Here is a 25001-nt window from a genome sequence, read left to right as displayed (position 1 = left end):
AACGTGGCGATTGGTCAAGCTTGGAGGAAGGGTTCAGACCGACAGGTCGACCAGCAGGCCCGTGCCCGCGGCCGGGGCGGCGCGCACGGCTTCCTTCAGCCGATCGGCGATCTCCGCGCGTTCGGCGTTCGAGGTCACGGGCTTGATCGGACGGATCGGCGAGACATAGGCCTCGGTGGCGATCCGATTGACGGTTATGTCCATCGGGCTCAATGCAGTCGTGAAACTAGCCATCGCATTGTCGTGCAATGCCCTTAACAAGCGCCTACCAGACGCCCAAGCCTTACTGTTTCTGGGTCCTCACGTTGACAGACGTGGGGTGAAGCCCCCACTTTCCCGGCGCTCGCCTTCCGGGCGATCCCAATTTCCTGAACAAGAGTCAGAATGAACGTCGTCGTCGTCGAGAGCCCGGCTAAGGCCAAGACCATCAACAAGTACCTCGGGTCCGACTACACGGTTCTCGCTTCCTACGGTCACATCCGCGACCTGCCGTCGAAGGACGGCTCGGTCGAGCCGGACAACGACTTCGCCATGAGCTGGGAGGTCGACGCCAAGGCCTCCAAGCGGGTCAGCGACATCGTCGACGCCCTGAAGAAGGCCGACCGCCTGATTCTGGCCACCGACCCGGATCGCGAAGGGGAAGCGATCAGCTGGCACGTGCTGGAAGTGCTGAACAAGAAGAAGGCGCTGAAGGACAAGTCCGTCCAGCGCGTCACCTTCAACGCCATCACCAAGACCTCCGTGCTGGAGGCCATGGCCAATCCGCGCGACGTCGACATGGAGCTGGTCGAGGCCTATCTGGCCCGCCGCGCCCTCGACTATCTCGTCGGCTTCACCCTCTCGCCGGTGCTGTGGCGCAAGCTGCCGGGCAGCCGCTCGGCCGGCCGCGTGCAGTCGGTCTGCCTGCGCCTGATCGTCGAGCGCGAGATGGAGATCGAGCGCTTCAAGACCCAGGAATACTGGAGCGTCGACGCCGACGTTTCGGCTGGCGCCGATCCGTTCACGGCCCGCCTGGTCAAGCACGAAGGCAAGAAGCTCACCAAGTTCGACCTGAACAACGAGACCTCGGCCCTGGCCGCCAAGGCCGCCGTTCAGGCCGCGGTGTTCAAGGTCGCCGCCGTCGAGAAGAAGCCCGGCAAGCGCTCGCCCGCCCCGCCCTTCACCACCTCGACGCTTCAACAAGAAGCCGCCCGCAAGCTGGGCTTTTCCGCCCAGCGCACCATGCAGGCCGCCCAGAAGCTGTATGAAGGCATCGACATCGGCGGCGAGACCGTCGGTCTGATCACCTACATGCGGACCGACGGCGTGTCGGTCGAGCCGGAAGGCATCGCCGAGGCGCGCAGCGTGATCGGCAATGTCTATGGCGGATCTTACGTCCCCGAGACCCCGCGCTACTACAAGGCCAAGGCCAAGAATGCGCAGGAGGCTCACGAAGCCATCCGCCCGACCAGCCTGAACCGCAACCCGGGCTCGCTGCGCCTGGAGTCGGACCTCGGCCGCCTCTACGAACTGATCTGGAAGCGGATGATCGCCTCCCAGATGGAGAGCGCCCGCATCGAGCGCACCACGGTCGACCTGGAAAGCGCCGACGGCCAGACCGGCCTGCGCGCCACGGGTCAGGTCGTGCTCTTCCCCGGTTACCTTGCCGTCTATGAGGAAGGTCGCGACGACGAGGGCGACGAGGACTCCGCCCGCCTGCCGATGATCGAGGAAGGCGCCAGCGCCAAGGTCATCGAGGCCCGCGCCGACCAGCACTTCACCGAACCGCCGCCGCGCTATTCGGAAGCCAGCCTGGTCAAGAAGATGGAAGAGCTGGGGATCGGCCGTCCGTCGACCTACGCCTCGGTCCTGACCGTGCTGCGCGACCGCGAATACGTGAAGATGGACAAGCAGCGCTTCGTCCCCGAGGACAAGGGCCGCCTGGTCACGGCGTTCCTGGAGCAGTTCTTCAAGCGCTACGTGGAATACGACTTCACCGCCGCGCTCGAAGAGCAACTCGACCTCGTTTCCGACGGCAAGCTGGATTGGAAGCAGTTCCTCCGCGACTTCTGGAAGGACTTCCACGCCGCCGTCGGCGAGATCGCCGAGCTGCGCACCACCAACGTGCTCGACGCGCTGAACGAGGCCCTGGGCCCGCACATCTTCCCGGACAAGGGGGATGGCTCCAACCCGCGCCTGTGCCCGACCTGCAATGTCGGCCAGCTGTCCCTGAAGACCGGCAAGTTCGGGGCCTTCATCGGCTGCTCGAACTATCCGGAGTGCCGCTACACACGCCAGCTGGGCGTGTCGGAAGGCGAAGGCGAAGCCGAGAGCGCCGACAAGGAACTGGGGCTCAATCCCGCGACCGGCCTAGCCGTGTGGCTGAAGAACGGCCGCTTTGGTCCCTATGTCGAGGAGTTGGCGGCCGCCGATAGCGGCGACAAGCCCAAGCGCTCGTCCCTGCCCAAGGGCTGGATCGCCTCGGCCATGGACCTGGAAAAGGCCCTGCGCCTGCTCTCGCTGCCGCGCGAAGTCGGCAAGCATCCGGACGACGGCAAGGTCATCACGGCGGGCCTGGGACGCTTCGGGCCGTTCGTGCTGCACGACGGCACCTACGCCAATCTGGAGAACCCCGACGAGGTGTTCGACGTCGGCCTGAACCGCGCCGTCGCCATCCTGGCCGACAAGCGCGCGGGCGGCGGACGTCCGCAGCGTGGCGCCGCCACCGCCCTGGCCGAGATCGGCAACCACCCCGAGGACGGCAAGCCCGTGCGGGTGCTGTCGGGTCGCTTCGGCCCCTATATCAAGCACGGCGACACCAACGCCAACGTGCCCAAGGGCAAGGATCCGGCGTCCATCACCATGGAAGAGGCCGTGGCCCTGATCGCCGAGCGCGCCGCCAAGGGCGGCGGCAAGAAGCCGGCGAAGAAAGCGGCGGCTCCGAAGAAGGCCTCCGCCAAGACCAAGGCGGAAGGCGACGCTCCGGCCAAGAAGCCCGCGGCCAAGAAGCCGGCGGCGAAAAAGGCCGCGCCGAAAGCCAAGGTCGGGGCGACAAGCGAGGACGGCGCCGCCCCTTGGGACGACGAAGCCTAGTCTGTTCAGAGGATCGGGAGGGGAGTAGGTTTCGAGCATGACGACGCTGGAACGTCCCCTGCCGCTGCATGTCGTGGTGTCCGCGCTGATCCTTTGCTGCGTGGGCGGTTTCGCCATGGGCCTGACCAACGCCATGAAGATCGACCGTGGCGGACCGGAGACCTCCAAGCAGCCGCTGGCCGAGGTCTCGGGCGTGCCGGTCAAGGACGCCGCCCCCGCCCTCGCCTACGAGCCGCCGCCCGTCGAGAAGCCCAAGCCCAAGGCCGTCGAGGTCCAGACCGCCGAGCAGGAAGCCCCGCCGGTAATCGAGACCCCGCCCGTCGCTGCTCCGGCCCCGGCTCCAACCGCGACGGCCCCCGCCGCGCCCAAGCCCGTCGAGCCCGCGCCGCCGAAGTCGATCGAGGATCTGTACTAGGGTTCGCCTCTCCTCCCCCTTCATGGGGGAGGAGAAGAAAATCTCGCCCGCCGCCCCTCGAACGGGTTAAGGCAAGACATGGCCAAACTTCGCCCCCCCCAGCCTTCAAAGGCCAAGACTTTCAAGCCCAAGCCGCCCGCCGGTCTGCCGGACCGCGAGACGCTGCTGGCGTTCCTGCGCGACGCGGGTGAGAGCGGCAAGGCCGACATCGCCCGCCACTTCGGCCTGAAGGGCGCCGACCGCCGGGCCCTGCGCGAGATGATCCGCGAGCTGGAAGCCCAGGGCGCCCTGGCCAAGCGCGGCCGCAAGGGCTTCGCCGAGCCGGGCTCCCTGCCCCCCGTCGGCGTGGCCGACGTGGTCGAGCGCGATGTCGATGGCGAGCTCTATGTGAAGCTGACCAAGTCCGACGACGACGTGCCGAACGTCCGCCTGGCCCCGACCAAGGGCGAGGCCGCGGCCGGCGCGCCGGGCCTGGGCGACCGTCTGCTGGTCCGCTTCGAGCGCCTGGAGACCGGCGAGTTCGAGGCCAGGCTGATCAAGAAGCTGGGCCAGAGCGCCCACAAGGTGCTGGGCGTCATCCGCAAGCACCGCAAGGAAATCCGCGTCGAGCCGGTCGACCGCAAGTCCAAGGACACCCTGCTGCTGGACCCCAGCGTCGCCCACGACCTGAAGGACGGCGACCTCGTCATCGCCCAGGTTGGCACGCACGGCGGCCGCTATGGCCCCAAGCCCGGCAAGGTGCTGGAGGTGGTCGGAACCGAGAACGACCCCCGCGCCGCCTCGCTGATCGCCATCCACAGCCACGGCATCCCGACCGGCTTCTCCGAGGAGGCCGAACGCGAGGCCAAGGCCGCCGTCGAGCCGACGCTGGCCGGCCGCGAGGACCTGCGGAAGCTGCCGTTCGTGACTATCGACCCGGTGGACGCCCGCGACCACGACGACGCCGTCTACGCCCATCCCGACGAGGACGAGACCAACAAGGGCGGCTGGGTGGTCTGGGTCGCCATCGCCGATGTCGCGGCCTATGTCCGTCCGGGCTCGGCCCTGGACCGCGACGCCCGCGAGAAGGGCAACAGCGTCTACTTCCCCGACCGGGTGGAACCGATGCTGCCCGAGACCCTGTCGAACGGCCTGTGCTCGCTGCGCGAAAGCGAGAACCGCGCGACCCTGGCCGTGCGGATGGTGTTCGATAGGTCGGGCCGCAAGAAGGGCCACAAGTTCGTGCGCGGCCTGATGCGCTCGGCCGCCAAGCTGTCCTACGAGCAGGCCCAGGCCGCCATCGACGGCCAGACGGACGACAAGACCGGCCCGCTGCTGGAGCCGATCCTCCAGCCCCTTTGGGAAGCCTATCGGACGATGAAGATCGGCCGCGACGCCCGCTCGCCGCTGGCCATCGAGAGCGACGAGCGCCGGATCATCATCCGCGAGGGCGAGATCCTCTCGATCACCAAGCGCCCCAGCCTGGAAGCCCATAAGCTGATCGAGGAGATGATGGTGCAGGCCAATGTCTGCGCCGCCGAGAGTCTGGAAGCCAAGCGCTCGCCGCTGATCTATCGGGTGCACGACACACCGAGCCTGGAGAAGGTGCAGAACCTCGCCGACTTCCTGCAGACGCTGGAGATCCGCTGGGACAAGGGCCAGGCCCCGCAGACCGCGCGGTTCAACAAGCTGCTGGACGAGACGCGCGAGGGCCCTAACGCGGCGATCATCAACGAGGTGGTCCTGCGCACCCAGATGCAGGCCCACTACAGCGCCGACAATATCGGCCATTTCGGCCTGAACCTGGCCAAGTACGCCCACTTCACCAGCCCGATCCGCCGCTATGCCGACCTGATCGTCCACCGGGGCCTGATCCGGGCCCTGGGCCTGGGCGACGACGGTCTCACCGACCAGGACATCGCCCAGATCAAGGACACGGCAGAGGTCATCACCCACGCCGAGCGCCGGGCCATGGCCGCCGAGCGCGACGCCACCGACCGCTACATCGCCGCCTTCCTGGCCGACCGGGTGGGCGCGACCTTCGCGGGCCGGGTCACCGGCGTCACCCGCTTTGGCCTGTTCGTGAAGCTGGTGGACACCGGCGCCGACGGCCTGGTGCCGGTCTCGACCCTGGGAGAGGAGTTCTTCGTCCACGACGAGAAACTGCACGCCCTGGTCGGCGACCGCAGCGGCCAGCGCTGGACGCTGGGCATGAACGTCGAGGTCAAGCTGGTCGAGGCCACGCCGGTCACCGGCGGGCTGTTGTTCGAGATGCTCAGCGACCCGCTGCCGGCGGATCCGAAGATGCCGCGGCCCAGATTGGGGGCCCGGCGCCAGGCGGCCGTGAAGCCGCGCGGCGGGTTGCCGAAAGGCGTGCGGCGCGGCAAGCGGCGCTAGGCGTCGGCGCTAGACGGAAATCCTCCCCCTAGCGGGGGAGGCGGCGCGAAGCGCCGGTGGGGGAAAGTGCTTGAAGCCTTGCCTCTTCCCCCTCCGTCGCCTCTTCGAGCCGACACCTCCCCCGCTAGGGGGAGGACTTGATCGCCGCCTCCAGCTTGTCCGCCATCATCTTCTGATCGGCGACCGACGGGTGGCCGTGGCACGCCCCGCGGTCCATGCCGGTGATCCGCACCGCCTTGGCGCCGGTGCGGTCGGCCACTTCGGCGACGTCCTCGGCGAAGGTGTCGCCGGCGATCAGGAACACGCGCGCGCCCGGCCGGTTGGCCTTCAGGCCCTGGACGAAGGCCACATAGGTCTCGCGGTAGTCCTTGCGCAGCGCCGCCTCGTCGGCCCAGGCCTCGCCCGGATGCAGCGGCGTCGAGAAGTCGTTGGTCCCAAGGCCGATGACGACGATGTCCGGCGTCCACGGATCCTCCGCCGCGACACGCGGTTCGGCCTGACCGGGGATCACGCGCGGCAACAGCACCGGCAGCGGCGCGCCCGGCGCCAGGCCGTTGTAGTTCCGCACCACGCCCCGGCCCGAGAAGGCCTCGATCCGGTAGTCGGCGTCCAGCCGCCCGGCCAGGATCGGACCGAACGCCAGGCTGGTGTCGGTCAGGTCGTGGACCTGTTGCTCCGTGCAGTCGCGACTGGCCGAGCGCACGCCGTAGCCGACCGTGTAGGAGTCGCCGATGAACTCGATCCGGCGCGGGCGGCTGAGGGCCGGCAAGGCCCCCTCCGCTGGTCCCACGAAGAAGCCCTCGAACCGCGCCGAACCCGTTTGGCTTTCGGTCAGCTTGTCGAGGCGCACGACGTGCTCGCCGGGCCCCAGCCGATCGAGCAGCAGATGGAGTTCGCCGGCCTTGGTCAGCTCGGCCTTGCGCGCGCCATCCACGCTGACGGCCAGATGCTCGGCGCCGGTGTCGACCACCACCTCGACGGACGGACCGTTGAAGCGCCCCTCGAAATAGACCCCCGGCCAGCCAAACTCGTAAGTCCCGTCCGGCGCCGGCGCGACTCGGCCGCCGATATTCAGCGGGAGCGCGGTCTGGGGCCAGGCCTTCGGGGCGAAGGCGGGGGTGGCGAGACACAGGATGGCGGCGAGAGTCAGCAAGCGCATGGCCCCCCCTTCTCAAGCGGGATGCGCGCCACGTCAAACCCCGCTAAGCAGAGCCATGCGCGCGCAGATCGAACCTTTCCACGCCATCGCCATCAGCCGTCTGGCTCACCAGTTGAAGACCGAGGGCGCCTCGATCATCCACATGGAGTTCGGCCAGCCCTCGACGGGCGCGCCGAGCAAGGCGATCGCCAAGGCCCACGAGATCCTCGACGCCGAGGCCATGGGCTATTGGGAGAGCCCCCTGCTGCGCCAGCGGATCGCCGAGCGCTACCAGACCCTTTATGGCGTCCACGTCGAGCCCGAGCGGATCGTCCTGACCTGCGGAGCCTCGCCGGCCCTGGTGCTGGCGCTGTCCAGCGTGTTCACGCCGGGCGACCGGATCGCCCTGGCCCGCCCGGGCTACGTCGCCTACCGCAACAGCCTGAAGGCCCTGCACCTCGAACCCGTCGAGATCGCCTGCGGGCCGGAGGATCGCTTCCAGCTGACGGCGAAGCATCTCGCCGAACTGGACCCCGCCCCGGCCGGCGTCATCGTCGCCAGCCCCGCCAATCCCACGGGCACGATCATCGCGCCCGAGGAGTTGGAAGCCATCGCCAAGGTCTGTCGCGAGCGCGGCATCCGCATCATCAGCGACGAGATCTATCACGGCCTCAGCTACGCGGGCCGCACGCCCTCGATGCTGGAGTTCGCGCCCGACGCCCTGATCGTCAACAGCTTCAGCAAGTATTTCAGCATGGCCGGCTGGCGGCTGGGCTGGCTGCTGACGCCGAAGGGCGAGGACCTGGAGCGCGCCCGCGCCTATGTCGGCAACCTGTTCCTGACCGCGCCGTCGCTGAGCCAGCACGCGGGCCTGGCCGCCATGGACTGCATCGACGAGCTGGAAGCCCATATCGACGTCTATCGGCGGAACCGCCAGCTGATGCTGGACGCCCTGCCTGCCCTTGGCCTGCGCAAGATCGCCCCGCCCGACGGCGCCTTCTACATCTGGGCCGACATCGGCCACCTGACCGACGACTCACTGAGCTTCTGCCAGCAACTGCTGAAGGACACCGGCGTGGCGACGGCGCCGGGCGTCGACTTCGATCCGGTCGAGGGCAATCGCTTCATTCGCTTCAGCTTCGCGGTCTCCACGGCCGAGGTCGAGGAGGCTATTGCTCGGATGGCTCCCTGGTTCGCTGCCCGAGCCGCCAGTCCAGGCCCATCGCCAGGAAGGTGAAGGAGCCCGACCAGCCGATCAGGATCAGGCCGGCCAGGGGCTCCAGGCTGGCGACCAGCCGCAGCGCGCCGACGGGATAGACGTCGCCGACGCCCTGGGTGGTGAAGGTCTCGATCGAGAAGAAGAACAGCTGGCTGGCGGTCATCGCCGGCATGCCCACGAACGCCCCCAGGTGCAACTGGCTCTCGCCGATCCAGTACCCCACGGCGAACAGACCCGCCTCCAGCACGTGGGCCACGATCAGTCCAAAGATCACCAGCAGGATCTTCAGGTTTCGGGAGATCTCGGGCGAGTCTTGCCCGACCGAGAGAAGCCGCAGCGCCTGATAGTGGATCATCACCGACGCGAAGATCAGCGCCAGAGACAAGATGAAGGCGTAGAGTTCCACCATGGTCGATCCCTCGGGCGACCGCTTACGCGGGCGATGGGTCTGAACCCGCAATCGGGCTCAAATTCGCCCCCTCGCGGACAAGGCTCAGCGCGCTCGACTTCAACCTACCTCTTTTCCAGATAATCCAGCGCCATGAAGACCTCGGCCTTCACGCCGGTCTCGAACACCGCCTCGTCGACGTCGAAATAGGGCGAGTGGTTGGCCGGCGCGGTCGCCGCCGGCACGTTCGCCTTGCGCCCGCCCAGCTGGACGAACACCGCCGGGACCTTCTCGGCGTACATCGAGAAGTCCTCGGCGCCCGTCACCAAGGCGGCCTTGTCGTCGACCTTGCCGGGCGAGGCCTTCTCCAGACTGGTCTTGACCCAGGCCGACAGCGCCGGGTCGTTGTAGGTCACCGGATAGGGCTGGCTAAACACGGCCTCGGCCTTGGCGCCGTAGCGGTCGCCGATGGCGGCGACGGCCTTCTGCATCTTGGCGACCAGGTCGTCGTGGCGGGCGGTGGAGAAGGTCCGCATGGTCCCCTCCATCTTCAGGTCCTCGGGAATGATGTTCTGGCGCATGCCCATGTTGATGACGGCGATCGTCACCACCGAGGGCGAGGCGCCGACATCGACCTGACGGGCGGCGATCTGGTTCGTGGCCTGAATGATGTCGGCCGCGACGCTGGCCATGTCGACGCCCGCCCAGGGCCGCGCGCCGTGGGTCTGCTTGCCCTTGACCGTGATCGTCAGGCGGTCGGACGAGGCGTAGAAGCCCTCGGGGCGATAGTTCAGCTGGTTGGCGTCCCCCGGACCGATATGGACGCCGAAGATCGCGTCGACCTTGGGCTTGTCCAGCGCCCCGTCGCGGATCATGAGCTTGGCGCCGCCCTCCTCGCCAGCCTGCGGGCCTTCCTCGGCGGGCTGGAAGATCAGGACCACCGTGCCCTTGATGTCGGCCTTCATGCCGGCCAGCACCGTGGCGGTCCCCAGCAGCATGGCCACGTGGGTGTCGTGGCCGCAGGCGTGCATGACCGGCACGGTCCTGCCCTCCCAGGTCGCGGTGACCTTGGAGGCGAACGGCAGGCCCGTCTTCTCCTCGACCGGCAGGGCGTCCATGTCGGCGCGCAGGGCCACGACCTTGCCGGGCTTGCCGCCCTTCAGAATGCCCACCACGCCGGTCTTGCCGACATTCTCGCGGACCTCGAAGCCCAGGGCCTTCAGCTCCTTGGCGATCAGAGCCGAGGTGCGGACTTCCTGGTTACCCAGCTCCGGATGCTCATGGATGTCGCGCCGCCAGGCGATGACCTTGGGCTGCACCGCCTTGGCCGCCGCCTCGATCTTGGCGGTGGAAGGCGCGGCCATCGCCGGCGCGCCAAAAGCAAGGCCGGCCATCATCGCCAGCGCCGAAACCCGTCCGATCATCACAAAACCCCCTCACGAAAAGCGGAGCGACCTTGGGGCGCGTCGTGGCGAAGGGTCAAGCGCCCGCTGGCTTGACGTCGGGTCGCTCTATGCAGTCCCGCGGATCGGTTTAACTTGAGCGCATGAGCCTGCCGCCGATCGACGCGAAATTCGACACGATCCACGACGGCGCCGTGCGCGAGACCGGCGCGGCGCTGACGCCCAAGCACGCGGCCACCGTGATCATCGTCCGCACCGATGGTCCGCGACCGCGCCTGCTGATGGGCCGACGCAACGGCGGCCACGCCTTCATGCCCGACAAGTGGGTGTTCCCGGGCGGCCGCGTCGACCGCACCGACTACGACGCCCCCAGCGCCAGCGAGCTCGCGCCCGAGGTCGCCGCGCGGCTCGAGCAGGAGCCTCGTCATCCCAGGCCCGCCCGCCTAGCCCGCGCCCTGGCCCTGGCGGCGGTCCGGGAGACGTTCGAGGAGACAGGCCTGCTGCTGGCCCGCCAAGCCCCTGTACGGCCCGGCGCGGGGCCCTGGCGGCCATTCCTGGCCCAGGGGGCCCTGCCCGACCTGGCGCCGCTCAGCTTCGTCGCCCGCGCCATCACCCCGCCCTATCGCCCGCGCCGCTTCGACGCCCGCTTCTTCATGGCCCCGGCCGAGGCGCTGCTGTCGCTGGACCGCCGTCCCGACTGCGGCGAGCTGGACGAGATCGCCTGGGTCGACTTCCAGGAGGCGATGGCGCTGGATCTGCCCAATATCACCCGCTTCGTGGTCCACGAGATCGGTCAGCGACTCGCCGACACTGGACGGCCGGCCCCCTTCATGCGTTTCCTGAACGGCAAGCGGCGCCTGTCCCACCTCTAGTTCAGGCTCCCGAGGGAAGCACATGCTCACCACACTGTTCGCCCTGGCCCTGGCCGCCACGCCGCCGGTCCCGCCTTCTGGCGATATCGATAGGCTGGGCTTCATCGCCGGCTGCTGGACCCTGACCCAGCCCAACGGCACGAAGATCGAGGAGCAGTGGCTGGCGCCCGCCGGCGGCGCGATGATCGGCATGAGCCGCAGCGTCCGGGACGGCAAGCTGCGCGAGTACGAGTTCATGCGCATCCTGCCCGCCGCCGACGGCAAGCCGCAGTTCGTGGCGATTCCCTCCGGCCAGGCCGAAGCCGCCTTCCCGATGAAGGAGATCGCCGAGAACGCCGTGACCTTCGAAGCGCCCGAGCACGACTTCCCGCAACGGATTCTCTATCGCCTGGTCGACAAGGACACCCTGGTGGCCCGGATCGAGGGTTCCGTCGGCGGTCAGGCGCGATCGGCGGACTTTCCGTACAGGCGCTGCCCCACCAACTGACTTCCGGCAATTGACTTTGAGTCACCGATGAGTATGTTCCGCGCCTCCTATTTCCAACGCGCGGGAACCTGCGCGACCACCGCAGGGATTCGACTATGGCCAAACCGGCTTCAATCAAGATCCGCCTGAACTCGACGGCGGACACCGGCTTCTTCTACGTCACCAAGAAGAACGCCCGCACCAAGACCGAGAAGATGGTGCTGAAGAAGTACGATCCGGTCGTCCGCAAGCACGTCGAATTCCGCGAAGGCAAGATCAAGTAAGATCGCTTTCAGCGCTACGACACAAGACGCCTGGCTAGCGATAGCCGGGCGTTTTTGATTCTGGATCCCCTCCCCCCCGCGTCGCGGGGAGGATGCGGGCTCAGCGCCCGATCCAGAGCCAGCGAAAGAACGCGAAGCTTCCCCAGACGACCGTCACGGCCAGCAGCACCGGCCCGACGCAGATGGCGACGAACGCGCCCAGCATCGCGGCGGTGGACAGTCCGCCGGACAGATGATGGCTCGCCTGCGCGCCCATCCAGAACAGGGCCGCGCAGGCCAGCAGGCCCAGGACCAGCCAGGCGCCCGGGAATGGGTGCTTGCGCGCACGGATTCTCGACTTCATCACCACGCCTCCCGCATAGGATGTATAATGAGGATGCGTGACAGTCGTATCCGCAACCCTAAAAAAGCGCCCTAACCGCCGTTAGCCACGAGGCCCGCCCCATCTTGATCAGGCCGCGCTCGCCAGCGCCCGCTTGCTCAGCAGCGCCTCGGCGACGGCGTGGGTGCGCGCGTTGTCGACGTCGATGGCGTGGGCGCCGTCGGCCAGGACCACAGGCTCGACCTTCAGCTTGAAGCGCCGTCCCAGGCGACCGAGGGCCCCGCGCAGCGACAGACGGCCCATCAACAACAGAGCCAGGTTGATCGGCCCCAGCGCCATGATCATCCGCATCGGCTTCTTGGCGAACTGCCCGCCGCTGCGGAAGCTCTCGGCCACGCTCGTCGCGGCCGGACTGGAGAAGGCGTAGAGATTGCAGTTCGAATAGGCGTCGTCCCGGAACCTGTAGAACCGGCGCTGGCCTTCCGGATGGGCCTCCATCACCGACCGCTGGGTCGCCATGGCCAGGGACACGTCGGCCACCTTCAGGGCCGCCAGCACCTCGGCCACCGCGCCGGGCGTCAGCAGGACGTTGTCACCCGTCGTCACCAGCAACGGCATGGCGCCCACGCCCTCGGCCGCCGCATAGACGCTGTCGGCGAGATTGTTGGCGGCCGGCACGTACTCGATCAGCACCCGGGTGCTGGGCAGGATCGCGTCGATCAGGGGCGCGGTCCCCGGCTCGACGACGATGCGCAGCCGCGTCAGGCCGGGCGTCGCCGTCAGGGCCTCGACCACATAGCGCACCAGGGCCGCGCCCCGGATCGGGACAAGGTTCTTGTTCACGACCCCGGCCTCTTCAGCCAGGGGATCGACACGACCGGGCCGTTGGCCGGCCAGGATGACGCCGACAAAGGCTTCAGGCGGCGACATCGAACGCCCTCCGCATCAGGCCCTGGCGCTCCAGGCTCTCGGTCAGGATGGTCTCGATCAGCTCCGCATGGCTCCAGCCGATCTGCTGGGCGGCCATCGAGATGGTCTTCCTGGACCACAGATTGCAGTTCAGGTTCACTTCCAGGAACTGGACCTCGTCGGTGGCGACGTCGAGACGGAATTCGAAGCGGCCGTAGTCGAACGGCATGAACTCCCGCATCATTTCGCGCGCCCGCGCCTCGGCGATCCGCCGATGCGGGCCGTCCTCCAGCGGGCGGATCTCGTAGGCCTGACCGCCGACCAGGTTGCGCTTTTCCTGGTAGGTGCGCAGCTGGGCCGGATTGATCTGCTCGACGATCTGGGTCGGCAGGATGAAGGGCTCGCCGTCGACCGTGATCGCCGCGACCTCGATATCGTGGCCCTGGATGAACGGCTCGACGATGACGTCGTGACCTTCCGCGTGCAGGCGCTCGACGGCCTCGCGGACGCCGGCCCAGTCGAAGGCGTCGCCGACGCCCCAGCTGGCCGATGAGGCGTTCGGCTTGATCACGAAGTGCTCGCCCGGCGGCAGCAGCGCGGCGTCCAGCGGCGCGCCGCGGCGATAGACCGCCCACGGCGCGGTCGGAACGCCGCGCGCCGCGGCGGCCCGCTTGGTCAGGTGCTTGTCGTCCGACAGGCCGCGCAGGATCGGGCTGGCGCCCAGGTACGGCAAGCCCAGGCGATTGCAGAGTAGCGGGACCAGCATTTCCGAGTTCAGGAAACCGGCCCGGTTCAGCAGCGGGAAGACGAAGTCGACGTCCGGGCGGTCGAACAGCACGCCATACTCGTCGGCCACCACCAGGTTGACGCCGATCTCTTCCAGCGTCTGGCGCATCTCGCGGTGATAGACCGCGTGGCTGCCGTCCTCGGGGTGCAGTTCGCCCTGCCACTTGGCGTGCTTGGCGATCAGCATGATGCGAAGGGCGCGCTTGGCCTCGAGCGGCAGGCGTCGCTGTGCGGCGAAGCGGGTCATCGGCATGCCTCCAGGCTCGACGGCCGCCGGAAGCCCCCTTCCGCAGGTCCGTCGCGTCGATGTCGAGGCTTTGAGGCTAGGCGCGGCGCGTGACGCGCGCGCTACGGTTTGATGGCAAGATGATAAGCCAGCAACGCGCCGTAGCGCCCGACGCCCAGGCCCTGTCGCGCGGCGCGCTGAGGCATCAGGACGCCCGGCTTGCCATTGCCCTCGATCAGCACCGGACCGTCCGGCGTCAGGGCCACGTCCCAGCCGATCAGGGCGTAGTCAGGGAAGGTCTCGGCATGGCCCCGACGCACCAGGCCCTTGGCGGCGGGCCAGTCGGGCAGCATGCGCCCGGCGATCGCCGCGCCGGTCACTGGATGCACGGCGTGGTCGCCGCCGCCGTATCCCTTGCAGGCCACGCCCAGCGATCCGAGCGGCAGGTCGACCGCCGAAATCAGCCCGCCGGCCTTCATGTTATCGACCTTGGCGCCGCGCACCGAGGCGAAGCGGAAGGTGGCGCTGACCACCTCGGGCGCGCCGACCTCGTCGACCATGGTGACGATGCGTACGGTCGGCAGGGCGTCCAACGCCAGGTCCTTGAGGGCCGGATGGGTGTCCACCCGGTCCTGGATAAGCCAGGCGCCCCGGCCGCGCGGCAGGCGGCCGGCCAGATCGGCGGCGTCGACCACGCGCTCCAGGATGACAACGCCATCGCCGCCCTCCCCGTCCGCCGGCTTGAGCACCAGGTCGCGACCGTCGGGCTCCGACCTCATCGTGACGCGTCCGCCCGTGACCACCGCCACGGTGCGCGGATGCGGCAGACCGGCGGCCGCGCAGCGCGCCTCGAAGCGGACCTTGTCGGCCAGCACGCAATCTCGGGTCCAGCCCAGCGGATTGATCCGCCTGTTCAGCGCCGCGTCCTCGAAGCGGCGGATATAGCCGTCCAGCTGGGCCGGGTCGTCGATGCGGAACAGGGCCAGATCGTTGGGATCGACGAAGCGTTCATGGGCGATCTCGACCGCGCGGCGGCGCCAGGCTTCGTCGAGACCGAACTTGCGGGCGACCTCGGCCGCGCGGCCAGGGATCCAGGCGTGGAAGGCCAGGCCGACCACCGCGTCCAGCGCCGCGCGGGCGTGGCCCCGTCTGGCCTTGCGCGCGGCATAATGTTCCCGCAGGCAGCGCGCAGACACCGGCGCCACGACGCCGGGATAGATCCCGTACGCCTTCTTCAGGAAATAGAAGCTGTCGTAGCCCATGCGCCGCCCTCGGAACGCGCAGGTCTAGCGCCGCCATGTAACGGTTTTGGGACGCCCAACACGCCGAGGCGCAAGTTCGGGGCTTGCCGACTATGAGAAATGCGCCGGGCGCACCGCGCCCGCCTATCCCTGGACGTCGAGACCTGGAAGGCGCTTACGCGGCCTTGCCGACCACCGCGTTCCGGCCCGAGGCCTTGGCCTGGTAGACGCCCTGGTCGGCGCGCTTCAGCAGGGCTTCGGGGGTGTCGTCGGCGCCGAGCGTGGCCGAGACGCCGATCGAGATGGTCACCGTCAGCTGTTCCTTGGTCGGTCCCACCTTGAAGGGCGAGCCGGCCACGTGGTTGCGGATCCGCTCGGCGATGCGCAAGGCGTCGGCCAGCTGGGTGTCGGGCATGACGACCACGAACTCCTCGCCGCCGAAGCGACACGGCAGGTCGATGGCGCGGACGTTCGAGGCCAGGCGCAGAGCGAACTCGCGCAGCACCTCGTCGCCGATGTCGTGGCCGAAGGTGTCGTTGATCTTCTTGAAGAAATCGATGTCGATCAGCAGGGCCGAGACCGGCTCGCCGCCCATCGCCGCGCGCTTGACCAGCGAGTCGAGCTGGCCGGTCATGTAGCGACGGTTGTGAAGGCCCGTGAGCTGGTCGGTGACGGCCAGCTCCAGCGAATGATCGAGGTTGTTGCGCAGATAGTCCGTGTAGCGCTTGCGCTGGATCTGCGTCTTGACGCGCGCCGACAGCTCCTGCGGGTCCACGGGACGCAGCAGGATATCGTTGACGCCGATTTCCAGCGCCTTGACCATGCGACCACGGTCGTCGGGATCGACCATCGCCAGGACGGGCAGCTGGCGCGAACGATCTTCCGACCGCAAGGCGGCGGTGAAGCGCAGGCCGTCGAAGGTCTTGGCCGCGGCGTTGACGATCACCAGGTCGACAGGACCGCCGGCGCTGATCCTGGCCTTTTCGGGATCGCTCTCGATCACCGGGCGGTGCTCGACGCCCAGTTCGGCCGCGATGCGGGCGGCCTGGCGTTCGTTGTCGTCGACGATCAGCACCCGGCCGCCCAGGCCGTCCAGGCGGGCGGCGGCGCCGGCGATCACGCCCATGCGGCGGCCCGAGGCCTCGCGCTGACGCAGTTCGTCGATCACGAGCTTGAAGCGGGTCAGGCTGCGCACGCGGGCGAACAGCATGACGTCGTCGATGGGCTTGGTCAGGAAGTCCGAGGCGCCCGATTCGAGGCCCTGGATGCGATCGGCCCGGCCGTCGAGGGCCGTGATCAGCACCACCGGGATGTGGCGGGTGGCCAGGTCTTCCTTGAGCTTGCGGCAGACGGTGAAGCCGTCCATGCCGGGCATCATCACGTCCAGCAGGATGATGTCGGGCAGGTCGCGGGCGGCCATCGCCAGGGCCGTCGGCCCGTCCATCGCGGTCGAGACTTGGTAGTACTCCGCCGTCAGCTTGGCCTCGAGCAGACGGACATTGGCTTCGATGTCGTCGACGACGAGGATCCGGGCGCTCATGCGGCGGGAACCTTGTCCAGGAGCCGCTTGATGGTGTCCAGGAAGTGGACCACCGAAATCGGCTTGGAGATATAGGCCTCGCAGCCGCCCTCGCGGATGCGCTCTTCGTCGCCCTTCATGGCGAAGGCGGTGACGGCCACGACCGGGATGTGGGCGAGCTCGTCGTCTTCCTTCAGCCACTTGGTGACTTCCAGGCCAGAGATCTCCGGCAGCTGGATGTCCATCAGAATCAGGTCTGGCTTGTTGTCGCGGGCAATGGACAGCGCCGACAGACCCTCACGGGTCTGCAGGGTCTCGTAACCCTGGGCTTCGAGCAGATCATGAAAGAGCTTCATGTTCAGCTCGTTATCCTCCACGATGAGGACCTTCTTCGTCATCCTTACCCCGACCAAAAGGTCACGTGGCGACGCCTAGGGATTCGCGTCACCTTCCAGAACCAGTTGCCACGAATATCCTTAAGCCCCCGCTAATCGCGTTAAGACCCATAAGCTCATGGAACAACGCTACTCCGACCTTCAGGCCTGCGCCGTCACGCCGACCGCGCCGCTGGTCATCGTCGATGTCGACGAGGTGCTCGCGCAGTTCATGCGCGGCTTCGGCGATTTCATCGCGCGCCATGGCTTCGAACTGCGAGTTGATCGCTTTGCCTTGTTTCAGAATATCTACCGCCCTGGCGAGACGGAACACCTCGATCTGATCGCCGGCAAGGCCCTGTTCGATGATTTCTTCCGCGACGGGGCCGACGACCTGCCCCCGGCGATCGGCGCGGCGGACGCGCTGGCCGATCTATCGACCCGCGCCGAGGTGGTGATCCTGACCAACGCGCCCGAGCACGGCCGGCTGACACGAGCCAAGTGGCTGAAAACGCACGGCTTCGACTATCCCCTGATCATCAACAGCGGCCCCAAGGGTCCGGCGGCCGCCGATCTGGCAGGGCGCACCTCGGGTCGCTCCGTCTTCATCGACGACCTTTTGCCGCAGCTGGAATCGGTGGCGGAGAAGGCGCCCGGCATCGGGCGGTTCCAGATGGTCAGCGACGAGCGCCTGCGCCCGTTCGCCCCGTCCGCGCCCGACCGCCATGTCCGCATTGACGAGTGGCCCCGCCTGAAGGCCGCCATCGAGGAGCGTCTGTTCGCATGATCCGGTTCGGAGTCGATTTCGGCGGCACCAAGATCGAGGTCGCCGCCCTCGGCGAGACCGGCGAGTTCGCCGCGCGGGTGCGCAAGCCCAATCCCGGTGACTACGAGGCCGCGCTGGATGTGGTGGCCGGCCTGCTGGCCGACGCCGAGTGCATGGCGGGCGCGACCTGCGCCCGGTTGGGCATGGGCATTCCAGGCTCGATCTCGCCGCGCACCGGTCTGATCCGCAACGCCAACAGCGTCTATCTGAACGGTCGCCCGTTCGGCGAGGACCTGGAGCAGCGCCTGGCCCGCCCCGTGCGCCTGGCCAACGACGCCAATTGCCTGGCCCTGTCCGAGGCCGCCGACGGCGCGGGGACCGGCGCGCGCGTGGTGTTCGCGGCGATCCTGGGCACCGGCTGCGGCGGCGGCGTGGTGGTCGACGGCCGTATCATCGAGGGCCACAACGGCGTCGGCGGCGAATGGGGCCACATGCCCCTGCCCTGGCCCAAGCCGGAGGAATATCCCGGTCCCGAGTGCTGGTGCGGCCGCAACGGATGCATGGAGAAATGGGTCGCGGGTCCGGCGTTCTCGCGCGACGCGGGCTTCCCGACGGCTCAGGAGACCATGGACGCCATTGAATCCGGCGACGCCTCGGCCGCCGCGGCTCTGGACCGCTATGTCGACCGCCTGGGCCGAGGCCTGGCCGCGATCTGCGACATCATCGATCCGGACGTCATCGTGCTGGGCGGCGGCATGTCGAACGTAGACGCGCTTTATGAGCGGCTGCCGGCCGCCATCGCCCCGCACGTCTTTTCCGACGTCTTCGAGACGCCGGTGAAGAAGGCCGCCCACGGCGACAGCTCCGGCGTGCGCGGCGCGGTCTGGCTGTGGCCGCTGGAGGCCTAAGGACGCTCCCATGAAGTCCCTGTGCCGCGACTGCGGGTGGACCGGCGAGGCCAAGGCCGCGCGGTGTCCGTCGTGCCACTCGCCGCGGACGATCTTCCACGAGGAGCTGGGGACGCTCTCGATCGCCCACCTGGACTGCGACGCCTTCTACGCCTCGGTGGAAAAGCGCGATGATCCGTCCTTGCGCGACAAGCCGGTGATCGTCGGCGGGGGCAAGCGCGGCGTGGTGACCACCGCCTGCTATATCGCCCGCATGAGCGGGGCGCGCTCGGCCATGCCGATGTTCAAGGCGCTGAAGCTGTGCCCCGAGGCCGTGGTGATCAAGCCCGACTTCGCCAAGTACAAGGAGGCCAGCCGGCGCATCCACGAGAAGCTGGATCGGCTGACGCCGCTGATCCAGCCGCTGTCCCTGGACGAGGCCTGGATCGACCTGACGGGCACCGAGCGCCTGCATGGCGCGACACCGGCGGCGATGCTGGCGCGGCTGCAGGCCGAGATCGAGCGCGACATCGGCCTGACCGTCTCGATCGGCCTGGCCCCGAACAAGTTCCTGGCCAAGATCGCCTCGGAACTGGACAAGCCGCGCGGCTTCTCGGCCATCGGCGCGGCCGAGGCGCAAGCATTCCTGGCCGGCAGGCCAGTTAGCATCCTGCCGGGCGTCGGGCCGGCCACGGTCTCGAGCCTGGCCGAGATCGGCCTGAAGACCGTCGGCGACATCGCCGCCGCCGACCTGAAGCTGCTGGCCAATCGTCTGGGCTCGGGCGGCCTGCGCCTGCACCGCCTGGCCCATGGCCAGGACAGCCGGATGGTCGATCCCGACCAGTCGCGCAAGACGATCAGCGCCGAGACCACCTTCAACGACGACCTGCACAAGCGCGACGCGCTGGAGGACGAACTCTGGCCGCTCTGCGAGAAGGTCGCCAATCAGGCGCGCAAGGAAGGCGTCGCCGGCCGGGTCGCGACGCTGAAGCTGCGCACGCCCGACTTCAAGATCCACACCCGCCGCCGCACCCTGGCCGTGCCGACCCAGACGGCTCGCACCCTGTTCCAGGTGGCGAGAGAACTGCTGGCGGCCGAAAGCCCAGGCCTCTCCTACCGCCTGATCGGCGCGGGCCTGACCGAGTTCGTCGACGCCGAGACCGCCGGCTCGGACATGTTCGCCGACGACGAGCGCCGCACCTTGAAGAGCGAGACCGCCATCGACGCCCTGCGCGGCAAGTTCGGCGCCGCGGCCGTGGTCAGTGGGCGAGCCTTGAAAGGTCGCTGACTGAGTCGCCGCCGCACGGCCCATTGCCCCTCTTGCGCGACATCACGCCGCGCACCATTTGGACCTTTCGCCCACGGAACCGTTCGCGCGCGGTCTTCGCTCTCCCAATCGTGAAGCCGTTTTCCGAGGCGCCCCTGTGTTAAAGCGGCGCAGACGCGTCTCGGGCTCTTCCAAAGCCGTCGCGTTTCCATATCTAATTCAGACAGGCGGGTGATTTGCCCGCCGGGAGAGAACAAGTCGATGGCCGAGCGGAAGCAAGGCGGACAAAGCAACGGCGCTGGATCGTCGGTCGTCACGGAAGTGAAGCCGAAGACGCAGAAGCCTTCGCTCTATCGAGTTCTGATTCTCAACGACGACTACACTCCCATGGAGTTCGTCGTTTACGTGCTCGAACGGTTCTTTAACAAGTCGCGTGAAGACGCCACGCGCATCATGCTCCACGTCCATCAGAACGGCGTGGGGGTGTGCGGTGTCTACACTTACGAAGTCGCAGAGACCAAGGTCGCGCAAGTCATCGACTCGGCGCGCCGTCATCAGCACCCCCTGCAGTGCACCATGGAAAAGGACTGAGGAGCCCCCCATTGCCCTCTTTTTCGCGCCCCCTGGAAGAGTCCCTGCATCGCGCCGTCGCGTACGCCAACCAGCGTAAGCACGAGTACGCGACGCTGGAGCATCTTCTGCTCTCCCTGACCGACGACGAGGACGCCGCCGGAGTCATGCGTGCGTGCGACGTCGATCTCACCGCGCTGAAGAAGAGCCTCTCGAACTATCTCGACGTCGAACTGGCCTCGCTGGTCGTCGACGACGACGAGGACGCCAAGCCGACCGCCGGCTTCCAGCGCGTGATCCAGCGCGCGGTGATCCACGTCCAGTCGTCGGGCCGCGAAGAGGTCACCGGCGCCAATGTTCTGGTCGCCATCTTCTCCGAACGTGAAAGCCACGCCGCCTACTTCCTGCAGGAGCAGGACATGACGCGGTACGACGCGGTCAACTTCATCGCCCACGGCATCGCCAAGAAGGCCGGCGCCTCGGAGCCCAAGAACGTCAAGGGCGCCAACGCCGGTTCGAACGCGGCCGAGGACGATGGCGAGAAGCCGAACACCAAGACGGGCGGCGAAGCTCTGGAAGCCTATTGCGTCGACCTCAACGAAAAGGCCCGCCAGGGCAAGGTCGACCCGCTGATCGGCCGCGCGAACGAAGTGGAACGCGCGATCCAGATCCTGTGCCGCCGCACCAAGAACAACCCGCTGCTGGTGGGTGATCCCGGCGTCGGCAAGACCGCCATCGCCGAGGGCCTGGCCCGCAAGATCGTCACGCACCAGGTCCCCGAGGTCCTGGAGGGCGCCACCATCTACTCGCTCGACATGGGCGCGCTGCTGGCCGGCACCCGCTATCGCGGCGACTTCGAGGAACGCGTCAAGCAGGTGGTCAAGGAACTGGAGAACCACCCGAACGCGGTGCTGTTCATCGACGAGATCCACACCGTGATCGGCGCCGGCGCGACCAGCGGCGGGGCGATGGACGCCAGCAATCTCCTGAAGCCCGCGCTGGCCTCGGGCTCGCTGCGCTGCATGGGCTCGACCACCTACAAGGAGTTCCGCCAGCACTTCGAGAAGGATCGGGCCCTGGTCCGTCGCTTCCAGAAGATCGACGTGAACGAGCCGACGGTGGAAGACACCATCAAGATCCTCAAGGGGCTGAAGAGCTACTACGAGGACTTCCACAAGCTGAAATACACCGCCGAGGCCATCAAGGTCGCGGTCGAGCTGTCGGCCAAGTACATCACCGACCGCAAGCTGCCCGACAAGGCGATCGACGTGATCGACGAGGCGGGCGCGGGCCAGATGCTGCTGCCGGAAGGCCGCCGCAAGAAGGTCCTGGGCGTCAAGGAGATCGAAGCCGTCGTGGCCAAGATCGCCCGCATCCCGCCAAAGTCGGTGAGCAAGTCGGACACCGAGGCGCTGAAGGAGCTGGAAACGGACCTGAAGCGCGCCGTGTTCGGTCAGGACGACGCGATCATGCAGCTGTCCTCGGCCATGAAGCTGGCGCGCGCCGGTCTTCGCGACGCGGACAAGCCGATCGGCTCGTTCCTGTTCAGCGGCCCCACCGGCGTCGGCAAGACCGAAGCCGCCAAGCAACTGGCCCAGACGCTCGGCATCGAGATGATCCGCTTCGACATGTCCGAGTACATGGAGCGCCATACCGTGAGCCGCCTGATCGGCGCCCCTCCCGGCTATGTCGGCTATGACCAGGGCGGCCAGCTGACCGACGCCGTCGACCAGCACCCGCACGCGGTCGTGCTGCTCGACGAAATCGAGAAGGCTCACCAGGACGTCTACAACATCCTGCTGCAGGTCATGGATCACGGGGTTCTCACCGACTCCAACGGCAAGAAGGTCGATTTCCGCAACGTGGTCCTGATCATGACCACCAATGCGGGCGCCTCGGACGCCCAACGCCAGTCCATCGGCTTTGGTCGCGACAAGGTGGTCGGCGAGGAAGAGGCCGCCCTCAAGCGCCTGTTCACGCCGGAATTCCGCAACCGCCTCGACGCGGTCGTGGCCTTCAAGCCGCTGACGCCGGAGATCATCCGCCAGGTCGTGCAGAAGTTCGTCATGCAGATGGAGGCCCAGCTGGCCGACCGGAACGTGACGATCTCGCTGAGCGACGACGCGGCCGACTGGCTGGCCAAGAACGGCTTCGACGAGCTCTACGGCGCCCGTCCGCTGGGTCGCGTCATCCAAGAGCACATCAAGAAGCCCCTGGCCGACGACATCCTGTTCGGACGCCTGGTCCGCGGCGGCCACGTCAAGGTGATCCTCGAGAACGGCAAGATCGCCTTCGAAATCGAAGGCACGCCCGACCCGAAGGCCAGCAAGACCGACGAAGCCGAACCGGTTCTGGTCGAATAGGCTCGGTCAAGGACCTAGCGAAGGGCCCGGAGCGATCCGGGCCCTTTTCGTTTGAATACGCGCGAAAATTGTGGACGAAACGAGAACAAACGATTAGCGTGTGTCCATGACCGCGATCGCCTTCGATACGCTCAGCGCCTCCAAACGGCTCCGCGAAGCCGGCATGGAGCAGCGCATGGCTGAAGCCATTGTCGAAATCGTGCAGCAGACGGCCAACATGCCCGACATCAGCCATCTCGCGACCAAGGACGATCTAAAACAGTTGGAGCTCGCCAACAAAGCGGACTTGAAACAGTTGGAACTCGCCACGAAAGCGGACATTCGGCAGCTGGAACTTTCAACAAAGGCCGAGATCCAAGAAACCAAGCTCACGCTACGCGGCGAAATCGCCCAGACGGAAGCTCGCCTCAGCGAGAAGATCCGCATGCAAGGCTGGTCGTTGCTGGGCGGGATGGCGGTATTGCTGGCCTTCTACACGGCCCTAGGGAAGCTGATCGGCTGAGGGGCGCTAACCGCCGCGCAGGTGGCGCCCGCCGGCGCGGATCAGCAGGCGTTCCGCGCGCTCGACGTTCAAACCCGCGGGATCGAAGTGTTCCAGTCCGACCTCGGCCAGCAACGCGTGATCGGCCGCGCCCAATCGGTGCTGCCCCATGTTCCAGTCGCGAAACAGACGGCGGTCAGCCGGGCCGCTGTAGATCCGAACCAGATCCGCGTGGCGCGGATCCCCGGCGATCCTGCCATAGATCGCCTCCACGCCTTGCGCGGGTCCTTCCAGCAGTTGCAGGAACCGCTCCTCCCCAGCCACCAGAAAGCCCGTGACGTCGTCCAGGCGGTTGTTGTGGATCGACTTGGCGATGATCGCCCGAAGAACCTCGTCGAGGTCCTGCGTCGCCCCGGTGAACCGGCTCGCGTAGATCAACCGGTGCAGGCCGCCGCGATCGTTCTCGTCCGAGGTCATGGCGCGCTCCGCGAATATCCAAGTTCAAGGCGCCCGTACGAAATTCGTCGCGCGCCCTTCGCCTGATACCCGACCCAGGATTTCGAACCGCCTAAAGCGCCGCGGAAATCTTCGCCGCCAGGGCCTTCAGTTCCTCGACATTGGCCATGCCGCCCTCGCCATGGCGGCCCAGGGCCTCGCCCTCGTAGCGCGGGATGACATGGAAGTGCAGGTGGAAGATCGTCTGGCCGGCCGGAGCGCCGTTGAACTGGGTGACGATCACGCCGTCCGGCTTCAGGGCCGAGACCACCGCGCGGACCAGCTTCTGGGTGGCGACGGCCAGGTCGCTCAGCACCTCGGGCTCGACCTCCAGGATGTTGCGGGCCTGGCTGACCTTGGAAATCACCAGGGCGTGGCCGCGCGACTGCGGGAAGACATCCATGAAGGCCAGGACCTTGTCGTCCTCGAACAGCTTCACGCTGGGGATCTCGCCCCGGATGATCTTGGCGAAGATGTTGTCGGCGTCGTAGCGTCCGTCGAGGCTCATGACCGTCTCCCTTTGACGGAATGGTCCTAGCAAACCGTACGAGGCGCGCAAACCGTGGACACCAGACCTCAGGGCCTCACCGAGCAGCAACGGAAGTGGTTCGCCTCGGTCAAGGCCAACCTGGAGCGCGAGACCGGCAAGACCCTGGACGAATGGGTCGAGATCGTCCGTCGCGAGTGCCAGGAGACCAAGCCGCGCGCCCGCGCCGACTGGCTGAAGGCGACCTACGGCATCGGCCAGAATCGCGCCGCCGCCATCTTCGGAGTCGCCTTCCCGTCGCAGATGGGTTGGGACGACGCCGACGGTCTGCGCGAAGCCTTGTGGACCGACCCGGCCTCGGCGGCGATCCTGAAGGCGGTCGAGGCGGCCGTCGCCGACTTCCCGGACCTGGTCATGGGCCAGCGCAAAGGCTTCACGGCGTGGTCGCGCAAGGCGCAGTTCGCGGCTTTGAAGCCCATCAAGGGCGGCGCGGCGATGCTAGGCCTGGCGGTGGAGCCCGACGCCTCCCCTGGCCTCTCCGAGCCCAGGAACGAAGGCTGGTCCGAGCGCCTGAAGGCCAAGCTTCCGCTGGCCTCGCCCGCCGAGGTCGATGACACGATCAAGGCGCTGTTGAAGGCCGCCTGGGAACGGTCCTGAACCTTCGCCTTGGGAACG

26 protein-coding genes are annotated in these 25001 nt (G+C 67.5%); 14 read left to right on the top strand and 12 right to left on the bottom strand.

The genetic code is table 11. The annotated features are described in order from the left end of the window. Positions 1-33 precede the first annotated feature (33 nt). Positions 34-204: a hypothetical protein gene (locus tag AC07R7_RS10890; RefSeq protein ID WP_494635143.1), complete on the bottom strand. Its 171-nt coding sequence runs from the start codon at positions 202-204 to the stop codon at positions 34-36. A gap of 180 nt (positions 205-384) precedes the next feature. Between AC07R7_RS10890 and topA the strand changes: the two genes are divergently transcribed. From topA to rnr, 3 genes are all read left to right on the top strand, one after another. After that, positions 385-3072 (top strand): type I DNA topoisomerase, encoded by a 2688-nt coding sequence (gene topA / locus AC07R7_RS10885; protein WP_494635142.1) that lies wholly within the window; start codon positions 385-387, stop codon positions 3070-3072. Between the two features lie 37 nt (positions 3073-3109). Further along, positions 3110-3487 (top strand): hypothetical protein, encoded by a 378-nt coding sequence (locus tag AC07R7_RS10880; RefSeq protein WP_492888538.1) that lies wholly within the window; start codon positions 3110-3112, stop codon positions 3485-3487. 78 nt (positions 3488-3565) lie between these two features. Continuing rightward, positions 3566-5863 carry a ribonuclease R gene (gene rnr / locus AC07R7_RS10875; RefSeq protein WP_494635141.1) on the top strand — a complete coding sequence of 766 codons (2298 nt, stop codon included), beginning with the start codon at positions 3566-3568 and terminating at the stop codon, positions 5861-5863. 124 nt (positions 5864-5987) lie between these two features. On the opposite strand, the gene AC07R7_RS10870 is transcribed toward rnr, so the two are convergent. Then, positions 5988-7022: an SGNH/GDSL hydrolase family protein gene (locus AC07R7_RS10870; protein ID WP_494635140.1), complete on the bottom strand. Its 1035-nt coding sequence runs from the start codon at positions 7020-7022 to the stop codon at positions 5988-5990. Positions 7023-7077: 55 nt separating this feature from the next. Here AC07R7_RS10870 and AC07R7_RS10865 point away from each other — a divergent pair, with 55 nt between their 5' ends. Beyond that, the gene (locus AC07R7_RS10865; RefSeq protein WP_494635139.1) at positions 7078-8238 is read left to right on the top strand and encodes a pyridoxal phosphate-dependent aminotransferase; all 1161 of its coding nucleotides are present in this window, start codon (positions 7078-7080) and stop codon (positions 8236-8238) included. On the opposite strand, the gene AC07R7_RS10860 is transcribed toward AC07R7_RS10865, so the two are convergent. Both AC07R7_RS10860 and AC07R7_RS10855 read right to left on the bottom strand, forming a co-directional pair. Then, complete coding sequence (locus AC07R7_RS10860; RefSeq protein WP_492888534.1) at positions 8171-8629, bottom strand: ion channel; 459 nt, start codon at positions 8627-8629, stop codon at positions 8171-8173. The genes AC07R7_RS10865 and AC07R7_RS10860 overlap by 68 nt on opposite strands. Before the next feature lie 104 nt (positions 8630-8733). Continuing rightward, on the bottom strand, positions 8734-10032 hold the full coding sequence (locus tag AC07R7_RS10855; RefSeq protein WP_494635138.1) for an amidohydrolase: 1299 nt from the start codon (positions 10030-10032) through the stop codon (positions 8734-8736). Between the two features lie 122 nt (positions 10033-10154). Here AC07R7_RS10855 and AC07R7_RS10850 point away from each other — a divergent pair, with 122 nt between their 5' ends. The 3 genes from AC07R7_RS10850 (at position 10155) to rpmG (ending at position 11633) form a co-directional block, all read left to right on the top strand. After that, positions 10155-10883, top strand: a complete 729-nt coding sequence (locus AC07R7_RS10850) for an NUDIX hydrolase (protein WP_492888532.1) — start codon at positions 10155-10157, stop codon at positions 10881-10883. Between the two features lie 22 nt (positions 10884-10905). After that, positions 10906-11370, top strand: coding sequence for a DUF6265 family protein (locus AC07R7_RS10845; RefSeq protein ID WP_492840869.1), 465 nt, complete (start codon positions 10906-10908; stop codon positions 11368-11370). A gap of 95 nt (positions 11371-11465) precedes the next feature. Continuing rightward, positions 11466-11633, top strand: coding sequence for a 50S ribosomal protein L33 (gene rpmG / locus AC07R7_RS10840; RefSeq protein ID WP_004620056.1), 168 nt, complete (start codon positions 11466-11468; stop codon positions 11631-11633). A gap of 100 nt (positions 11634-11733) precedes the next feature. On the opposite strand, the gene AC07R7_RS10835 is transcribed toward rpmG, so the two are convergent. From AC07R7_RS10835 to divK, 6 genes are all read right to left on the bottom strand, one after another. Then, the gene (locus AC07R7_RS10835; RefSeq protein ID WP_492888530.1) at positions 11734-11976 is read right to left on the bottom strand and encodes a hypothetical protein; all 243 of its coding nucleotides are present in this window, start codon (positions 11974-11976) and stop codon (positions 11734-11736) included. 108 nt (positions 11977-12084) lie between these two features. Then, on the bottom strand, positions 12085-12885 hold the full coding sequence (locus tag AC07R7_RS10830; RefSeq protein WP_494635137.1) for an NTP transferase domain-containing protein: 801 nt from the start codon (positions 12883-12885) through the stop codon (positions 12085-12087). Continuing rightward, positions 12872-13897 (bottom strand): D-alanine--D-alanine ligase family protein, encoded by a 1026-nt coding sequence (locus tag AC07R7_RS10825; RefSeq protein ID WP_492888528.1) that lies wholly within the window; start codon positions 13895-13897, stop codon positions 12872-12874. Before AC07R7_RS10825 ends, AC07R7_RS10830 begins: the two co-directional genes overlap by 14 nt. A gap of 101 nt (positions 13898-13998) precedes the next feature. Beyond that, on the bottom strand, positions 13999-15138 hold the full coding sequence (locus AC07R7_RS10820) for a sugar-transfer associated ATP-grasp domain-containing protein (protein WP_494635136.1): 1140 nt from the start codon (positions 15136-15138) through the stop codon (positions 13999-14001). 154 nt (positions 15139-15292) lie between these two features. Next, the gene (locus AC07R7_RS10815) at positions 15293-16657 is read right to left on the bottom strand and encodes a PleD family two-component system response regulator (protein ID WP_494635135.1); all 1365 of its coding nucleotides are present in this window, start codon (positions 16655-16657) and stop codon (positions 15293-15295) included. Continuing rightward, entirely contained in the window at positions 16654-17034 is a 381-nt protein-coding gene (gene divK, locus AC07R7_RS10810; protein WP_099576699.1) for a cell-cycle response regulator DivK, read from the bottom strand. The genes AC07R7_RS10815 and divK overlap by 4 nt, the downstream gene beginning before the upstream one ends. A gap of 115 nt (positions 17035-17149) precedes the next feature. Here divK and AC07R7_RS10805 point away from each other — a divergent pair, with 115 nt between their 5' ends. The 6 genes from AC07R7_RS10805 (at position 17150) to AC07R7_RS10780 (ending at position 23365) form a co-directional block, all read left to right on the top strand. Further along, the gene (locus tag AC07R7_RS10805) at positions 17150-17797 is read left to right on the top strand and encodes a hypothetical protein (RefSeq protein ID WP_492840857.1); all 648 of its coding nucleotides are present in this window, start codon (positions 17150-17152) and stop codon (positions 17795-17797) included. Next, complete coding sequence (locus AC07R7_RS10800; RefSeq protein ID WP_494635134.1) at positions 17794-18684, top strand: ROK family protein; 891 nt, start codon at positions 17794-17796, stop codon at positions 18682-18684. Before AC07R7_RS10805 ends, AC07R7_RS10800 begins: the two co-directional genes overlap by 4 nt. A gap of 10 nt (positions 18685-18694) precedes the next feature. Beyond that, a complete protein-coding gene (locus AC07R7_RS10795; RefSeq protein WP_494635133.1) occupies positions 18695-19951 on the top strand; it encodes a DNA polymerase IV in 1257 nt (418 codons plus the stop codon). A 240-nt stretch (positions 19952-20191) separates the two neighbouring features. Continuing rightward, positions 20192-20521 carry an ATP-dependent Clp protease adapter ClpS gene (gene clpS, locus AC07R7_RS10790; protein ID WP_013079900.1) on the top strand — a complete coding sequence of 110 codons (330 nt, stop codon included), beginning with the start codon at positions 20192-20194 and terminating at the stop codon, positions 20519-20521. Positions 20522-20532: 11 nt separating this feature from the next. Beyond that, positions 20533-22863, top strand: coding sequence for an ATP-dependent Clp protease ATP-binding subunit ClpA (gene clpA / locus AC07R7_RS10785; RefSeq protein ID WP_494635132.1), 2331 nt, complete (start codon positions 20533-20535; stop codon positions 22861-22863). Positions 22864-22969: 106 nt separating this feature from the next. Further along, positions 22970-23365: a CCDC90 family protein gene (locus AC07R7_RS10780; protein ID WP_492840849.1), complete on the top strand. Its 396-nt coding sequence runs from the start codon at positions 22970-22972 to the stop codon at positions 23363-23365. A 6-nt stretch (positions 23366-23371) separates the two neighbouring features. Here AC07R7_RS10780 and AC07R7_RS10775 read toward each other — a convergent pair whose 3' ends face one another. Both AC07R7_RS10775 and AC07R7_RS10770 read right to left on the bottom strand, forming a co-directional pair. Continuing rightward, positions 23372-23821: a BLUF domain-containing protein gene (locus tag AC07R7_RS10775; protein ID WP_494635131.1), complete on the bottom strand. Its 450-nt coding sequence runs from the start codon at positions 23819-23821 to the stop codon at positions 23372-23374. A gap of 91 nt (positions 23822-23912) precedes the next feature. After that, positions 23913-24347, bottom strand: coding sequence for an HIT family protein (locus AC07R7_RS10770; protein ID WP_494635130.1), 435 nt, complete (start codon positions 24345-24347; stop codon positions 23913-23915). Between the two features lie 54 nt (positions 24348-24401). Here AC07R7_RS10770 and AC07R7_RS10765 point away from each other — a divergent pair, with 54 nt between their 5' ends. Continuing rightward, on the top strand, positions 24402-24983 hold the full coding sequence (locus tag AC07R7_RS10765; protein ID WP_494635129.1) for a DUF4287 domain-containing protein: 582 nt from the start codon (positions 24402-24404) through the stop codon (positions 24981-24983). Positions 24984-25001: the final 18 nt, after the last annotated feature.

It is taken from the genome of Caulobacter sp. GW821-FHT05F04 (assembly GCF_059419665.1).
This window is presented reverse-complemented; position numbering and strand designations above follow the sequence as displayed.

Bases quoted from the DNA above. Each gene is read 5' to 3' on its own strand.
- AC07R7_RS10845 (WP_492840869.1), top strand. From the start codon at position 10,906: ATGCTCACCACACTGTTCGCCCTGGCCCTGGCCGCCACGCCGCCGGTC.
- divK (WP_099576699.1), bottom strand. From the start codon at position 17,034: ATGACGAAGAAGGTCCTCATCGTGGAGGATAACGAGCTGAACATGAAG.
- AC07R7_RS10805 (WP_492840857.1), top strand. From the start codon at position 17,150: ATGGAACAACGCTACTCCGACCTTCAGGCCTGCGCCGTCACGCCGACC.
- AC07R7_RS10795 (WP_494635133.1), top strand. From the start codon at position 18,695: ATGAAGTCCCTGTGCCGCGACTGCGGGTGGACCGGCGAGGCCAAGGCC.
- AC07R7_RS10815 (WP_494635135.1), bottom strand. From the start codon at position 16,657: ATGAGCGCCCGGATCCTCGTCGTCGACGACATCGAAGCCAATGTCCGT.
- AC07R7_RS10870 (WP_494635140.1), bottom strand. From the start codon at position 7,022: ATGCGCTTGCTGACTCTCGCCGCCATCCTGTGTCTCGCCACCCCCGCC.
- AC07R7_RS10860 (WP_492888534.1), bottom strand. From the start codon at position 8,629: ATGGTGGAACTCTACGCCTTCATCTTGTCTCTGGCGCTGATCTTCGCG.
- AC07R7_RS10800 (WP_494635134.1), top strand. From the start codon at position 17,794: ATGATCCGGTTCGGAGTCGATTTCGGCGGCACCAAGATCGAGGTCGCC.
- AC07R7_RS10770 (WP_494635130.1), bottom strand. From the start codon at position 24,347: ATGAGCCTCGACGGACGCTACGACGCCGACAACATCTTCGCCAAGATC.
- AC07R7_RS10890 (WP_494635143.1), bottom strand. From the start codon at position 204: ATGGACATAACCGTCAATCGGATCGCCACCGAGGCCTATGTCTCGCCG.
- AC07R7_RS10850 (WP_492888532.1), top strand. From the start codon at position 10,155: ATGAGCCTGCCGCCGATCGACGCGAAATTCGACACGATCCACGACGGC.
- rpmG (WP_004620056.1), top strand. From the start codon at position 11,466: ATGGCCAAACCGGCTTCAATCAAGATCCGCCTGAACTCGACGGCGGAC.
- AC07R7_RS10825 (WP_492888528.1), bottom strand. From the start codon at position 13,897: ATGACCCGCTTCGCCGCACAGCGACGCCTGCCGCTCGAGGCCAAGCGC.
- topA (WP_494635142.1), top strand. From the start codon at position 385: ATGAACGTCGTCGTCGTCGAGAGCCCGGCTAAGGCCAAGACCATCAAC.
- AC07R7_RS10775 (WP_494635131.1), bottom strand. From the start codon at position 23,821: ATGACCTCGGACGAGAACGATCGCGGCGGCCTGCACCGGTTGATCTAC.
- AC07R7_RS10830 (WP_494635137.1), bottom strand. From the start codon at position 12,885: ATGTCGCCGCCTGAAGCCTTTGTCGGCGTCATCCTGGCCGGCCAACGG.
- clpS (WP_013079900.1), top strand. From the start codon at position 20,192: ATGGCCGAGCGGAAGCAAGGCGGACAAAGCAACGGCGCTGGATCGTCG.
- AC07R7_RS10780 (WP_492840849.1), top strand. From the start codon at position 22,970: ATGACCGCGATCGCCTTCGATACGCTCAGCGCCTCCAAACGGCTCCGC.
- AC07R7_RS10835 (WP_492888530.1), bottom strand. From the start codon at position 11,976: ATGAAGTCGAGAATCCGTGCGCGCAAGCACCCATTCCCGGGCGCCTGG.
- AC07R7_RS10855 (WP_494635138.1), bottom strand. From the start codon at position 10,032: ATGATCGGACGGGTTTCGGCGCTGGCGATGATGGCCGGCCTTGCTTTT.
- AC07R7_RS10880 (WP_492888538.1), top strand. From the start codon at position 3,110: ATGACGACGCTGGAACGTCCCCTGCCGCTGCATGTCGTGGTGTCCGCG.
- rnr (WP_494635141.1), top strand. From the start codon at position 3,566: ATGGCCAAACTTCGCCCCCCCCAGCCTTCAAAGGCCAAGACTTTCAAG.
- AC07R7_RS10820 (WP_494635136.1), bottom strand. From the start codon at position 15,138: ATGGGCTACGACAGCTTCTATTTCCTGAAGAAGGCGTACGGGATCTAT.
- AC07R7_RS10865 (WP_494635139.1), top strand. From the start codon at position 7,078: ATGCGCGCGCAGATCGAACCTTTCCACGCCATCGCCATCAGCCGTCTG.